We start from the raw sequence: 13,306 nt of genomic DNA on the forward strand, positions 1-13,306 counted from the left end.
TCAGGGACGCCCGGCCGTCGCGCGCAGGACGTCCCGGAAGGTCACCATGCCGACGACGTGCCCGCCCTCGACGACCGGCGCCGAGCGCACCTCGGCGTCGGTCATCAGCCTGGCCAGTTCCCGCACGTCGGTGTCGGCCGGCACGGCCAGGCCGTGCGTGCGCATCACCGAGCCGGCGGTGCTCGGCCCGCCGTCGAGCATCACGCCCGTATCGGGATCGCCGGACGGGACCGGCGCCCGCAGGATGTCCGCCTCGGACAGCAGGCCGAGCAGCTGCCCGCCGGAGCCGACGACCGGCATCGTGGTGAACCCGTGCGAGGTCATCACCTCGGCGGCTTCGGCGAGCGTCGCGGACGGTGTCAACGCGAACGTCGGGGTGGTCATGATGTCGCGGGCGCGCATGGCGGTGCTCCCCTTCCGTCGGGTTTCCGACCATCCCCGCCGCGGCCGCCGCGGGACAGGGTCCTAAGTCCCCGGTGCGCCGTCGGAGGGCCTCCCGAGGCGGGTGGGCTGGTCCCCGCGGTCCGGGGTCCAAGGCCTCTTCGGGGGCCGCCGGAAATCGGTGATCCTGGTCGTACCAGGGACTTCCGACCGGAGAGGGCAGGAACCATGAGCACGTCGCCGAACCCGATCGCGCGGATGTGGCGCACCCTCCTGCCCCGCCGCGGGTCGGTGGCGCGGGCCTCCGACCGGTTCCAGGCCGGGCTGCTGGTCTTCGTGGTGCTGCTCGGGCTCGCCGCGCTGCCGGTCGCCGCCAGCATCGGCTCGGAAACCCACGCGCGGCAGCAAGGCGAGTCCGCGCAGCAACTCGCCGAGCGGACTCGGGTGACCGCGACCCTGCTCGCCGACGGCCCGGCCATCACGGTGAACTCGCGCGCCGGCGTCGCCGGCGGCGGCGCGCCCACCGACGCGACGTGGCTGCTCCCCGACGGGACCCGCCACGTCGGCAAGGTGGTCGCGGACCGGGGCGCGCTCAAGGGCGAAACGCTGACCGTCTGGGTGGATCGCGGCGGCAACCCGGTGCCCCCGCCGCTCAGCGCCGCGGGTGTCGTCATCGACGCCGTCGTCGTCGGGCTTTCCCTGTGGCTGGCCGCGCTGGCGCTGCTCGCGGTCTGCTACCGGCTGACCGTGTTCTCCCTCGACCGCTTCCGGTTCGCGCAGTGGCAGCAGGAGTGGTTCCACGAGCAGGACCGCAAAACCCATTCTTGAGAACGAGGAGAAGGTGATTCCCCATGACAACGGCAAACCAGGGCGACATCGTCGTCGGCGTGGACCATTCGGCCGTGAGCGTGGCCGCGCTGCGCTGGGCGGTGTCGGAGGCGGCGAAGAGCGGGCGCCAGGTCGTCGCGCTGCGCGCGTGGTCGTTCGAGCCGGTGGCCGACCTCGGCGCGGCGGTCGCCGGATCACCGGAGACGGTCGCCGACCGGGAGCGGCGTCAGCTCGACGAGGTCGTCGGTGCGGTGCGGGCCGAGCACCCGGGCGTGGCCGTGCGCGCCGAGCTGGCCGAGCACTCGGCCACGGTGGCGCTGGAAGAGGCTTCGAAGACCGCGGCGATGCTCGTGCTCGGCAGTCACGGCCACGGCCGGCTGCTGAAGCTGCTCGTCGGCTCCGTCGCCGAGCACTGCCTGCGTGCGGCGAGCTGCCCGGTGGTGGTCATCCCGGCGCGGACCGTGCCGGAGCCCGAGAAGGAGACGGCGGCGGAGCCCGTGGGCAGCTACTACCCGGGACCGCTGCTGTGAAGGAGATCGTGATGCCCAGTCGCCGCAAGGTGGGTTCGGTGATGACGACCGACGTCGCCACCGTCGGGCCGGACACGCCGTTCAAAGCCGTCGCGGTCCTGCTGGCCTCGTGGAACATCAGCGGGGCACCCGTGGTGGACGAGGACGGGCTGGTGCTCGGCGTCGTATCGCAGGGCGACCTGCTGGAGCGCGAGGCCCCGCACGGCCTGCTCGAGCCCGGCTCGCGACAGGCGAAGCGCAAGGCGGGCGCGGCGTTCGTCGCCGACCTGATGACCAGCCCGGCGATCACCGTCCGGGTGGGCGACGACGTCGCGGTCGCCGCGAAACTGCTGGAGCAGCACCACTTCCACCGCCTGCCGGTGGTCGGCGACGACGGGAAGCTCGCCGGTGTCGTCTCCCGGTCGGACCTGCTGCGGGTGTTCCTGCGCACCGACCGGGAGATCCGGGACGAGGTGCGCGACGAGGTGCTCCTGCGGGACATGGCGATGGACCCGGCCGCGCTGTACGTCGCCGTGCACAACGGCATCGTGACGCTCAACGGCACCGTCGAGCGGACGAGCATGATCCCGGTGATCGTGGCGCTGGTCCGCCGGGTCGACGGGGTCGTCGAGGTGCGGCAGACCCTGACGGGCCACTTCGACGACCGGGGCGTGTCCCCGCTGCCGCCGGGCCAGGTCGGGATCCTGAGCCGGAACCGACCGAACACCTGAGGGAACGCCGGCGGAAGGGGAAGCGGATGACGGGCTCGGCTGCGGTACTGGTGGCCGGTGTGGACGGTTCGGTGGGCGCGCTCACGGCGGTCCGCTGGGCGGCGCGCGTCGCGCGGCAACGCGGCCTCGGGCTTCGCCTGGTGCACGCGCTGCCCGAGCTTCCCCCGCCCTACCCCCGGGGCGACCCGACGTTCGACGAAGTCAAGGCGGCCGTCACCGGGCGGGGCGAGCGCATGCTCGCCGAAGCCCGGGACGCGGCGGCCGAAGCCGAGCCCGGCACCGCGGTGACGACGTCGCTGCGGTCCGAACGGCCCGCCGACGCACTGGTCTCCGAGGCGCGCGGTGCGGCGATGCTCGTGCTCGGCACCCCCGGCCTGAGCCGGCTCGGCCGGGTCCTGCTCGGCTCGGTGTCGGTCGCGCTGGCCGCGCACGCGCCGTGCCCGGTCACCTTGGTGCGGCCGCACGCCGGGGACGACGAACCGCCCACCGAGGGGCCGGTCGTCCTCGGCGTCGACGGGACTCCCGCGGGGGACGAAGCCATCGCGGCCGCGTTCGAAGAGGCGTCGTGGCGGGGTGCCCGGCTGATCGCGGTGCACTGCCGGCACGAGCCGTTCCTGTCCGCGGTCTTCGAAGAGAACCGGTGGACGCTGGACGGCCAGGCGGCGGAGGAGCGCGAACGCGAGCTGCTCGCCCAGCGGCTGGCCGGCTGGCAGGAGAAGCACCCGGACGTCGTCGTGGACTGCGTCGTGCCGGCCGGGCGGCCGGCGGAAGGGCTGCTCGACTTCGCCGACCGGGCGCAGCTGCTGGTCGTCGGCAGCCGCGGCCGGGGCGGGTTCCGCGGACTGGCCCTCGGGTCGACGAGCCAGTCGCTGATGTCCTACGCGCTCTGCCCGGTGCTGGTGGCCCGGCCGCGCGCGAAGTAGAGCACCGGGCCCACGAAGTTCACCGCGATCACCAGCGCCCACACCCACTTCGGGCCGCGAACCCGCGCGGCGGGCCGGCGCGCCAGGTCCCACCAGGCGCCCGCGGCGAGCAGGATCTGCGCGCTCGCTGCGGTGCCGATCACCGTGCGCTGCGTGGCGGTCAGGTCGCGCCACCGCTTGCGGTCTCCCATGCCGTTCTCCTTCCGTCCGCTCCAGGCAAGGGCATCGGCGGCCCCGGGCAAAGGGGCGAAAGGCCTCACGCCCGGGGACCGTCGCCCGCCGCGTGAAGCACATCGAGGCTTTTAGCTTGGTCCGAGAAGGGTTTCCGACGGAGGTGGAGTCATGCGTGGTCCGGTGGTGTCCGACCTGATGAGCCGGCCGGTCGTGTCGGCGGGCCCCGGTGCGTCGTTCAAGGAACTGGTCGCCCTGCTGGCCGAGCACGCCATCGCGGCGGTCCCGGTGGTCGACGAGCACCGCCGCCCGCTCGGCGTCGTCGGCGAGGCCGACCTGCTGGCCCGCCACGGCGGGGACGCCCGGCGGGAGCGCGGGTTCCGGCGGCTGCGGGTGTGGACCAAGGCCCGGGGCCTGACCGCGCGCGAGCTGATGACCCGGCGCGTGCCCACCGTCGCGAAGGACGACCCCGTGGCGGGCGCGGCCCGGCGGCTGGTGGAGACGAACCTGCGTTGCCTGTACGTCGTGAACGCCGCGGGCCACCTCGTGGGCGTGCTCGCGCGCCGGGACGTCCTGCGCTCGTTCCTGCGGCCGGACGAGGAGATCAAGGAGACCGTGGAGCGCGAAGTCCTGCAGCGGTCGATCTGGGCGGACCCGGCGACGGTCGACGTCCGGGTCGACGACGGCGTCGTGACCCTGAGCGGGGTGATCGACCGGCGCAGCGAAGTCGAACGTGCGGAGTGGCTGACCGAAGCGGTGCCGGGCGTCGTCGCCGTGCGGAACCGGCTGAAGTACACCCAGGACGACGGCGCGGCCGCCGAGCCGCGCTGAGGAGGAGTGATGAAACGCATCGTGATCCTGGGTGGCGGCACCGGAGGCACCCTCGCGGCGAACCGGCTTCGCCGCGACTACGGCGACGGCGCGGAGATCACCGTCGTCGACCAGGACGACCGGCACGTGTACCAGCCGGGGCTGCTGTTCGTGCCGTTCGGCATGGCCGACGCCGACGACCTCGTCCGGTCGCGCCCGCGGCAGCTGGCCGACGGGATCGGCTACCACCGCGGCGAGGTCGAGCGCGTCGACGTCGCCGCCGACCGGGTCCACCTGACCGACGGCACGGTGCTCCGCTACGACGCCCTGGTCGTCGCCACCGGCGCACGCCTGATGCCGGAGGAGACCGAAGGGCTCACCGGGCCGGGCTGGCGATCGCACGTCGACACGTTCTACGACCTCGACGGTGCCGCCGGCCTCGCCTCGGCGCTCGAGGCGTTCGACGGCGGCCGGCTGGTGGTGAACGTGATCGACCTGCCGGTCAAGTGCCCGGTCGCGCCGCTGGAGTTCTGCTTCCTCGCCGACTGGTACTTCACCGAGCGGGGCATCCGCGACCGGGTCGAACTGACCTACGTCACGCCGCTGGACGCCGCGTTCACCAAGCCCGTCGCCGCGCGGACGCTGGCCGGGCTGCTCGAGGCCAAGGGGATCGAGCTGGTCACCGAGTTCACGACCGGCGAAGTCGACGGAACCGGCAACCGCCTCGTTTCGTTCGACGGCCGCGAAGTCGCCTTCGACCAGGCGGTGGTCGTCCCGCTGCACGGTGGAGCGTCCTATGTGGACCGTTCGCCCGGGCTGGGCGACGAGCTGGGGTTCGTCCGCGCCGACGAGCACACCCTGCGCTCGACCGTGCGGGACGACATCTTCGTCATCGGCGACGCCGCCTCGGTCCCCACCTCCAAGGCGGGCTCGGTCACCCACTTCGAGGGCGAGGTGCTGACCCGCAACATCGGCCAGTTCCTCGACGGCCGCGAGCTCGACGCGAGCTTCGACGGGCACACCAACTGCTTCATCGAGAGCGGCTTCGGCAAGGCGCTGCTCATCGACTTCAACTACGACACCGAACCGCTGCCCGGGCACTACCCCGCGGACGCGGGCCTGCCGCTGCTCAAGGAGTCGCGGCTCAACCACCTCGGGAAGCTGATGTTCTCGTGGTTCTACTGGCACAGCCTGCTGCCCGGCCGGGACCTCCCCGGCGTGTCGAGTGCGATGCCGCGGGCGGGCAAGCGCTTCCCGGTGCCGGTCCACCAGGCCGACGCCGGCGGCACGGGGACCTCGGCGACCTGACCGGATCGGCCGACCGGGAGCAGCCGGAACAGCTGTTCCTCACCCTGACCGGGCGCCTGCCGGTGCGCCCGCGTGAGGGACGAGTGCCCGCCAGGCGACGTCACCGGCGGGCACTCAGCGCGGGCCGCTACAGCGCTCGTCCGATCAGCTCCACCAGCTCGACCGTGCGGGTCGCGTAGCCCCATTCGTTGTCGTACCAGCCGAACACCTTCGCCAGGTGGGAGTCGGCCTTCGTCAGCTGCGCGTCGAACACGCACGACGCCGGGTCGCCGATGATGTCGCGGGAGACGATCGGCGCCTCGGTGTAGCGCAGGACGCCCTTGAGGTCGCCGTCGGCGGCTTCGGCGAACGCCTGGTTCACCTGCTCCGCCGTCACCGGGCGCTCGAGCTCCACCGTCAGGTCGGTCAGCGAGCCGTCCTCGACCGGGACGCGTACGGCGACGCCGTCGAGCTTGCCGGCCAGCTCCGGGAGCACCAGCCCGATCGCCTTGGCCGCGCCGGTGCTGGTGGGCACCACGTTGACCGCGGCCGACCGGGCGCGGCGCGGGTCCTTGTGCGGCCGGTCGAGCAGTGCCTGGTCGCCGGTGTAGCTGTGGATCGTGGTGAGCAGCCCGCGCCGGATGCCGAACGCGGAGTGCAGCACCTTCACCATCGGCGCGACGCAGTTCGTCGTGCAGGAGGCGTTGGAGATGATGTGGTGCTTCGCCGGGTCGTAGTCACCTTCGTTGACGCCGAGCACGATCGTCGCGTCGACGTCCTTGCCGGGTGCGGAGATCACGACCTTCTTGGCCCCCGCGGCCAGGTGCAGCCCGGCGGCCTCGCGGGTGCGGAACTTGCCGGTCGACTCGACGACGACGTCGACGCCGTACTCGCCCCACGGCAGCCGGGTGGGGTCGGCCTGCGCGGTCACCTGGATCAGGTGGTCCCCGACGCGCAGCGCTTCGCCGTCGACGACCTCGACCGGCGTGCGGAGCCTGCCGTAGGTGGAGTCGTGGGCGAGCAGGTGCGCCAGCATCTCCGGCGAGGTGATGTCGTTGACCGCGACCACTTCGATCGGGCTGTCCGGCGTTTCCAGCACGCACCGCAGGATGTCGCGCCCGATCCTGCCGAAGCCGTTGATCCCGAGCCGTACCGTCATCTGCTTCTCCCTGTCTTCGTTGTCCTCCACGATGGTTCGGCACGCGAGGGCCCGTCCGTAGGGCCCAAGTTCCCCGGCGCGAGGGCCGAACTTCCCCGGTCGGTGACCTTCGGCCCTAGGTTCGCGCACCGGGAGCCGGTTCCCTGGACACGGCGAAAGGGGAGCCGATGACCGCCGGCATCCGCGTGCTCGACCGGTCCGGGCTCGACCGGCTGGTCGGAGTGCTGCAGGGCGAGGGGTACCGGGTCGTGGGCCCGGTGGCCCGCGACGACGCGATCGTGCTGGCCGAGCTGGCCTCGGGCGCCGAGCTGCCCGCGGGGTGGGGCGTGGAGACCGCGCCCGGCCGCTACCGCCTGCGCCGCCGGGCGGACGCGGCGGTGTTCGGCCATTCGGCGGGACCCCAGTCGTGGAAGCGTTTCCTGCACCCGCCCCACCGGCCCCTGTGGCACTCCGGCCCGGACGGCGAGTACGTCGCGGCCGGGGAAGACGTGCCGCGGTACGCCTTCCTCGGCGTCCGGGCCTGCGACCTCGCGGCGATCTCCGTGCTCGGCACCGTCCTCGCCGCGAGCGGGGCGTTCGCGCGGCGGCGGCAGGGGCTGTTCACGATCGCCGCGAACTGCACCGAACCCGGCGAGGTGTGCTTCTGCGCCTCGATGGGCACCGGACCGGGCGCGAAGGCCGGGTACGACCTCGCCCTCACCGAACGGCTCGACGACGACGGCCACCGGTTCGTCGTCGCCGTCGGCTCGGCCGAAGGCGACCGGATCCTCTCGCTGGTCGCGACGCGCGAAGCGGCGGACCGCGAGGTCGCCGACGCGCGGGCGGACGTCGAAGCCGCGGCCGGGAAGATGGGCCGTGCGATGCCCCCGGGGGACCTGAGGACGCTCATGCGGGAGTCGCGCGAGTCGCCCGTCTGGTCCGAAATCGCCAGTCGCTGCCTCACCTGCGGCAACTGCACCATGGTCTGCCCCACCTGCTTCTGCACCACCACCGAGGACGTCACGGACGTGACCGGCGAGCACGCCGGGCGCGCCGAACGCTGGGCGTCCTGCTTCGAGCTCGACTTCTCCTACGTGCACGGCGGAAGCGTCCGCGAAAGCGGGGACAGCCGGTACCGGCAGTGGCTGAGCCACAAGCTGAGCACCTGGCACGACCAGTTCGGCACCTCCGGGTGTGTCGGCTGCGGGCGCTGCATCGCCTGGTGCCCCGCCGGGATCGACATCACCGCCGAGGCGGCGCGGCTCGCCGGGGAAGGAGCCGGCCATGTCGGCGGTTGACCGCTTCACCGCGTTGCCCCCGTTCTCCCGGCTGACGCCGGAGGAGACCGCCTTGCTGACCCGGGCGACGCGCGAGGTCGCCTTCGCGGCGGGTGAGCGGCTGTGCGAAGAAGGCCGCCCGGCCGACCGGCTCTGGGTGCTCGAAAGCGGCCGGGTCGAGGTGGGCACCGCGGTACCCGGCCGCGGCGACGTCGTCGTGCAGACACTCGGTCCGGGCGAGCTGCTCGGCTGGTCCTGGCTCGTCCCGCCGCACCGCTGGGACTTCGGTGCCCGCGCGCTCACCACGGTGACGGCCGCCGAGCTGGACGGGCGCCTCCTGCGCGAGCTCGCCGACGCGGACCCGGCGTTCGGCTACGCCCTGACCCGCGCGATGTTCGAGGTCCTCGCCCACCGGCTGCGCGGGACCCGGGCCCGCCTGCTCGACCTCTACCGGAGCGGGCGTGACTGAGCCGATGCTGCCGGTGCCGTACCGGGTCGAGCGGCGCACGGAGCAGACTCGGGACACGGCGACGCTGCGGCTCGTCCCGGCCGGCCCGGCCCTGCCGCGGTTCCGGCCCGGTCAGTTCACGATGCTCTACGCGCGGGGGATCGGCGAGGTCGCCATCTCGATCAGCGGCGATCCGTCCACCGAGGACGGTGTGCTCGAACAGACGGTGCGCGACGTCGGCGCGGTGAGCCACGCGCTGCACGACGCCGGACCGGGCACGGTGCTGGGCGTGCGCGGGCCGTTCGGGCGGGGCTGGGACGTCGAGTCCGCCCGGGGCGGCGACGTCGTGATCGTCGCCGGGGGAGTGGGACTGGCGCCGCTGCGGCCGGTGGTGCTCGCGGTGCTGGCCGACCGGGCCGCCTACGGCCGCGTCGTCCTGGTCGCCGGGGCCCGCACGCCCGGAGACTTCCTCTACCGCGGCGAATTCGCCGCGTGGGAACCGTCGATCGAGGTGCGCCGCACGGTCGACCAGCCGGCCGCGGGCTGGACCGGGGGAGTCGGCTTCGTCACCGAACCGCTGGCCACGGTGGGTCCCTTTCCCGGCCGCGCCACCGCTTTCCTCTGCGGGCCGGAGCCGATGATGCGGTTCAGCGCGCAGGTGCTGCGGCGCCGGGGGATCCCGCCGGCGGACATCCGCGTGTCGCTGGAACGGAACATGCAGTGCGGCACGGCCCTGTGCGGGCACTGCCAGCTCGGCCCGCTGCTGCTGTGCCGCGACGGCCCGGTCGTGTCCTACGCCGAGGCCGAACCCCTCCTCCTGGTCCGGGAGCTGTGAGATGAGCCTGCCCACCCTCGCCGTCTGGAAGTTCGCCTCCTGCGACGGCTGCCAGCTCACCCTGCTCGACTGCGAAGACGAGCTCCTCGCCCTCGCCGGCCGGGTGCGCATCGCCGCCTTCACCGAAGCGTCCAGCGCGGTGCTGCCCGGGCCGTACGACGTCTCGCTCGTCGAAGGCTCGATCACCACGCCGGCCGACGAACGGCGGATCCGCGAGGTGCGCGCGCAGTCGGGGGTGCTCGTCACGATCGGCGCGTGCGCCACGAGCGGCGGCATCCAGGCGCTGCGCAACTTCGGCGACGTCGCCGAGTTCGCCGCGTCGGTCTACGCGAGCCCGGAGTACCTGTCCACCTTGGACACCTCGACGCCGATCAGCGCCCACGTGCCGGTGGACTTCGAGCTGCGCGGCTGTCCCATCGACCGCCGGCAGCTGCTGGAGACCCTCGGCGCGTTCCTCGCCGGGCGCAAGCCGGACCTGCCGGACACCAGCGTGTGCACCGAGTGCAAGCGCTGCGGCCTCACCTGCGTCACGGTCGCCGACGGCACGCCGTGCCTGGGCCCGGTGACGCACGCCGGGTGCGGGGCGCTCTGCCCGGCGCACAGCCGCGGCTGCTTCGGCTGTTTCGGGCCGATGGCGAAGCCCAACACCGCCGCCCTGCTGCCGATCCTGCGGACCTGCGGGATGGACGAGGGCGCGATCGGCCGGGTCTTCGCGACGTTCAACGCGGCCGCGCCGGACTTCGCCGCGGTGTCGCGGGAGCGGCGGCCGTGACCGCCCGCCGGCTGGTGGTCAACGCGATCGCCCGCGTCGAGGGCGAAGGCGCGCTGCGACTGGTCGTCGACGGCGGCCGGGTGCAGACCGCCGAGCTGAACATCTACGAGCCGCCGCGGTTCTTCGAGGCGCTGCTGCGCGGCCGCGCCTGGACCGAGCCGCCCGACATCACCGCGCGCATCTGCGGGATCTGCCCGGTGGCCTACCAGACGAGCGCGTGCAACGCCCTGGAAGCGGCGTGCGGAGTGGAGCTCGACGGCCCGCTGGCCGACCTGCGGCGCCTGCTCTACTGCGGCGAGTGGATCTCGAGCCACACCCTGCACATCCACCTGCTGCACGCGCCGGACTTCCTCGGGTACCCGGACGGGATCGCGATGGCGGCCGGGCACCGGAAGGCCGTGGAGCGCGGGCTCGCGCTGAAGAAGACCGGCAACGCGCTGCTGGAGCTGATCGGCGGCCGGGCCGTCCACCCGGTGAACGTCCGCGTCGGCGGGTTCTACTCGGTGCCGGCCCGGGCGGACCTCGCCCCGATGCGCGAGCGGCTGCTGGGCGCGCTGGACCAGGCACGCGAAGTCGTGCGCTGGGTGGCCGGCTTCGACTTCCCGGACCACGAGGTCGGCCACGACCTGCTCTCGGCGCGCGAGCCCGGTCGCTACCCGATCGACCGGGGGACGGTGCTCACGAGCACCGGAACGGAGTTCCCCGCCGCGGAGTTCCCGGCGCACGTCGTCGAACGGCAGGTGCCGCACTCCACGGCCCTGCACGCGAGCCTCGACGGCCACCGCTACCTGACCGGGCCGCTCGCCCGGTACTCGCTCAACTCGGCACTGCTCGGCCCGGCGGCGCGCGCGGCCGCGGCCGCGGCGGGACTCGGCCCGGAGTGCCGGAACCCGTTCCGGTCCATCGTGGTCCGGGCGGTCGAGGTCGTCCACGCGGTAGAAGAGGCGCTGCGGCTGATCGACGGCTACGAGCGGCCCGGCCGGCCCAGCGTCGAGATCACGCCGCGCGCGGCGACCGGGCACGGCGTCAGCGAAGCACCGCGCGGCCTGCTCTACCACCGGTACACCCTCGACGGAGCCGGGCTGGTCACCGCGGCGGCGATCGTCCCGCCGACGTCGCAGAACCAGGCGGTGATCGAGGACGACCTGTGCCGCCTGGCGGGCACCCGGCTCGACCTGGCCGACGACGCGCTCGCGCTGTTCTGCGAACGCGTGATCCGCAACCACGACCCGTGCATCTCGTGCGCGACCCACTTCCTCGACCTCACGGTGACCCGCCGGTGACGGCCGTCGTCATCGGGCTCGGCAACCCGCTGTGCGGTGACGACGGGATCGGCCCCGCCGTCGTGGCCGCGCTGCCGCCGCTGCCCGGCGTCCGCCTGGTCCCGCGGATCGCCGACCCGCTGGCGCTGGTCGACGCCTGGACCGGCGCGGACCTCGCGGTGGTCGTCGACGCCGTCCGGGGCGCGTTCCGGGCCGGGGAGGTCGTGCGGTGCGCGGGTGCCGCCCCACCCGGTGGCGCCGGGCGCGGCGGGCACGCGCTCGACGTCGCGGCCGCGGCCCGGCTCGGGGAAGTCCTCGGCCGGTCGCCGGGCCGGCTCGTGGTGCTCGGGGTCGCGGGCGTGGATTTCTCGCCGGGCCGGGGACTTTCGGCGCCGGTCACCGCGGCGCTCCCGGCCGCGGTGCGGGCGGTGCTCGCGGAAGGCCTTTGGTCATCGCAGATCGGGCAGAACGCCAGGTCCGCGACGTCGCCGGAGCGAGTTGGCTGGACACCGGAGGGGACTGCGGATCGAGAGGAGCGGTGATGACGGAAACGACCGCGAAGGCCCGGATGGTCGTCGGTGTCGACGGTTCGGACGCGGGCACGGCGGCTTTGGTCTGGGCGGCCGGCCAGGCCGCGGCGAGCGGTGCGGAGCTGGACGTCGTGACGGTGTGGCTGCACGACGCCATGCTCGACGACGCCTCGGTGAACCGGACCCTCGAAGAGGCCCGGCGGGTGCACTTCCACGAGCTCGAAAACCTGGTCGCCGCGGTGACGAAGGACCACGCCGGCGTGACCGCGCGGTGCTCCGCCCCGGACGGCGATCCCGCCCGGATCCTGACCGAGCGGGCGAAGGACGCGACCCTGCTGGTGGTCGGCAGCCACGGCAAGGGAAAGCTGCACGCGGCGCTCACCGGCTCGGTGAGCGGCGCCTGCCTGCGGCACGCGACCTGCCCCGTGGCCGTCATCCCGCCGCCCGCGCGCACACCGGAAAGCCCGCTGGGCCGCCGGCTGGCCGAGCTCGCGCCCGCCACGGCCTGATCCCGCCATGACCGCCGAACTGCCGGTCGCCGAGCCGGCCGGGGTACCGCTGCTGCGCGTCCGGGGTGTCACCAAGAGGTTCGGGCCCGTGCAGGCACTGGCCGGGGTCGACCTCGACATCCCGGCCGGGCAGGTGACCGCGCTCGTCGGCGACAACGGCGCGGGCAAGTCCGTGCTGATCAAGTGCATTGCCGGCATCCACGTCCCGGACGGCGGCGAGTTCAGCTGGCGGGGGCGGCCGGTACGCATCCGCACGCCGCGCGACGCGGCCGCGCTCGGGATCGAGACGGTCTACCAGGACCTCGCGCTCTGCGACAACCTCGACATCGTGCAGAACATGTTCCTGGGCCGCGAACGGATGCGGCGCGGAGCGCTCGACGAAGACGCCATGGAGCAGGCCGCGAAGGAGACCCTGCACAGCCTGGGCGTGACGACGGTGACGTCGGTCCGCCAGCCGGTCGGGTCGCTGTCGGGCGGCCAGCGCCAGGCGGTGGCGATCGCCAAAGCCGTGCTGTGGCACTCGAAGCTGGTGATCATGGACGAGCCGACCGCGGCGCTCGGCGTGCAGCAGACCGAGGTCGTGCTGCGGCTGGTCGGGCGGCTGGCCGAGCGCGGTCTCGGCGTGATCGTCGTGTCGCACAACATGAACGACGTCTTCGACGTGGCCGACCGCGTCGCCGTCCTGTACCTGGGCCGGCTGGCGGGCGTGTTCGCCACCGGCGAGCTGACCAAGGAAACGGTCGTCGACCTGATGACCGCGGGCCGCTCCGAGCGGTGGGCGGAAGCGCGCGGAGTCGCGTCGTGACCGGCCCTCTCCGTGCCGGCCGCGCGGGGCCGGCACGTGGTGCCCGGCGGTGACTTCCGGCCCTTCCCCGATCCGGCGGGGGGTTGCGAG

The 13,306-nt window shown here is 73.7% G+C and carries 17 protein-coding genes; 14 read left to right on the plus strand and 3 right to left on the minus strand.

The genetic code is table 11. From position 1 onward, the window contains the following. Complete coding sequence (locus AB5J73_RS32765) at positions 1 to 402, minus strand: HPP family protein (RefSeq protein ID WP_370962589.1); 402 nt, start codon at positions 400 to 402, stop codon at positions 1 to 3. 207 nt (positions 403 to 609) lie between these two features. On the opposite strand from AB5J73_RS32765, the gene AB5J73_RS32770 reads away from it, so the two are divergent. From AB5J73_RS32770 to AB5J73_RS32785, 4 genes are read left to right on the plus strand one after another with little or no spacing between them, the layout of a single operon-like run. After that, positions 610 to 1,209 carry a hypothetical protein gene (locus tag AB5J73_RS32770; RefSeq protein ID WP_370962590.1) on the plus strand — a complete coding sequence of 200 codons (600 nt, stop codon included), beginning with the start codon at positions 610 to 612 and terminating at the stop codon, positions 1,207 to 1,209. A gap of 23 nt (positions 1,210 to 1,232) precedes the next feature. Beyond that, a complete protein-coding gene (locus tag AB5J73_RS32775) occupies positions 1,233 to 1,739 on the plus strand; it encodes a universal stress protein (RefSeq protein ID WP_370962591.1) in 507 nt (168 codons plus the stop codon). Positions 1,740 to 1,750: 11 nt separating this feature from the next. Next, entirely contained in the window at positions 1,751 to 2,449 is a 699-nt protein-coding gene (locus tag AB5J73_RS32780; protein WP_370962592.1) for a CBS domain-containing protein, read from the plus strand. A 26-nt stretch (positions 2,450 to 2,475) separates the two neighbouring features. Further along, positions 2,476 to 3,372 (plus strand): universal stress protein, encoded by an 897-nt coding sequence (locus AB5J73_RS32785; protein ID WP_370962593.1) that lies wholly within the window; start codon positions 2,476 to 2,478, stop codon positions 3,370 to 3,372. Here AB5J73_RS32785 and AB5J73_RS32790 read toward each other — a convergent pair. After that, the gene (locus AB5J73_RS32790) at positions 3,327 to 3,563 is read right to left on the minus strand and encodes a PLD nuclease N-terminal domain-containing protein (RefSeq protein WP_370962595.1); all 237 of its coding nucleotides are present in this window, start codon (positions 3,561 to 3,563) and stop codon (positions 3,327 to 3,329) included. The two genes, AB5J73_RS32785 and AB5J73_RS32790, sit on opposite strands and share 46 nt — an antisense overlap. A gap of 151 nt (positions 3,564 to 3,714) precedes the next feature. On the opposite strand from AB5J73_RS32790, the gene AB5J73_RS32795 reads away from it, so the two are divergent. Both AB5J73_RS32795 and AB5J73_RS32800 read left to right on the plus strand, forming a co-directional pair. After that, entirely contained in the window at positions 3,715 to 4,374 is a 660-nt protein-coding gene (locus tag AB5J73_RS32795) for a CBS domain-containing protein (RefSeq protein ID WP_370962596.1), read from the plus strand. Between the two features lie 9 nt (positions 4,375 to 4,383). Next, a complete protein-coding gene (locus AB5J73_RS32800; RefSeq protein WP_370962597.1) occupies positions 4,384 to 5,661 on the plus strand; it encodes an NAD(P)/FAD-dependent oxidoreductase in 1,278 nt (425 codons plus the stop codon). A 127-nt stretch (positions 5,662 to 5,788) separates the two neighbouring features. On the opposite strand, the gene gap is transcribed toward AB5J73_RS32800, so the two are convergent. After that, positions 5,789 to 6,799 carry a type I glyceraldehyde-3-phosphate dehydrogenase gene (gap, locus tag AB5J73_RS32805; protein WP_370962598.1) on the minus strand — a complete coding sequence of 337 codons (1,011 nt, stop codon included), beginning with the start codon at positions 6,797 to 6,799 and terminating at the stop codon, positions 5,789 to 5,791. A 167-nt stretch (positions 6,800 to 6,966) separates the two neighbouring features. Here gap and AB5J73_RS32810 point away from each other — a divergent pair, with 167 nt between their 5' ends. Genes AB5J73_RS32810 through AB5J73_RS32845 form a run of 8 tightly spaced genes read left to right on the plus strand, consistent with a single transcriptional unit; the run spans position 6,967 to position 13,216 of the window. After that, positions 6,967 to 8,076: a 4Fe-4S dicluster domain-containing protein gene (locus AB5J73_RS32810; RefSeq protein ID WP_370962599.1), complete on the plus strand. Its 1,110-nt coding sequence runs from the start codon at positions 6,967 to 6,969 to the stop codon at positions 8,074 to 8,076. Next, positions 8,063 to 8,524: a Crp/Fnr family transcriptional regulator gene (locus tag AB5J73_RS32815; RefSeq protein ID WP_370962600.1), complete on the plus strand. Its 462-nt coding sequence runs from the start codon at positions 8,063 to 8,065 to the stop codon at positions 8,522 to 8,524. The genes AB5J73_RS32810 and AB5J73_RS32815 overlap by 14 nt, the downstream gene beginning before the upstream one ends. Then, a complete protein-coding gene (locus tag AB5J73_RS32820) occupies positions 8,517 to 9,338 on the plus strand; it encodes an FAD/NAD(P)-binding protein (RefSeq protein WP_370962602.1) in 822 nt (273 codons plus the stop codon). Before AB5J73_RS32815 ends, AB5J73_RS32820 begins: the two co-directional genes overlap by 8 nt. 1 nt (position 9,339) lies before the next feature. Beyond that, the gene (locus tag AB5J73_RS32825; protein WP_370962603.1) at positions 9,340 to 10,110 is read left to right on the plus strand and encodes an oxidoreductase; all 771 of its coding nucleotides are present in this window, start codon (positions 9,340 to 9,342) and stop codon (positions 10,108 to 10,110) included. After that, positions 10,107 to 11,393: a Ni/Fe hydrogenase subunit alpha gene (locus tag AB5J73_RS32830; protein WP_370962604.1), complete on the plus strand. Its 1,287-nt coding sequence runs from the start codon at positions 10,107 to 10,109 to the stop codon at positions 11,391 to 11,393. Before AB5J73_RS32825 ends, AB5J73_RS32830 begins: the two co-directional genes overlap by 4 nt. Continuing rightward, the gene (locus tag AB5J73_RS32835) at positions 11,390 to 11,914 is read left to right on the plus strand and encodes a hydrogenase maturation protease (protein ID WP_370962605.1); all 525 of its coding nucleotides are present in this window, start codon (positions 11,390 to 11,392) and stop codon (positions 11,912 to 11,914) included. Before AB5J73_RS32830 ends, AB5J73_RS32835 begins: the two co-directional genes overlap by 4 nt. Further along, positions 11,914 to 12,411 carry a universal stress protein gene (locus tag AB5J73_RS32840; RefSeq protein ID WP_370962606.1) on the plus strand — a complete coding sequence of 166 codons (498 nt, stop codon included), beginning with the start codon at positions 11,914 to 11,916 and terminating at the stop codon, positions 12,409 to 12,411. Before AB5J73_RS32835 ends, AB5J73_RS32840 begins: the two co-directional genes overlap by 1 nt. 7 nt (positions 12,412 to 12,418) lie before the next feature. Then, complete coding sequence (locus AB5J73_RS32845) at positions 12,419 to 13,216, plus strand: ATP-binding cassette domain-containing protein (protein WP_370962607.1); 798 nt, start codon at positions 12,419 to 12,421, stop codon at positions 13,214 to 13,216. Positions 13,217 to 13,306 lie beyond the last annotated feature (90 nt).

The sequence above is a fragment of the Amycolatopsis sp. cg9 genome, assembly GCF_041346945.1.
Lineage (GTDB): Bacteria > Actinomycetota > Actinomycetes > Mycobacteriales > Pseudonocardiaceae > Amycolatopsis.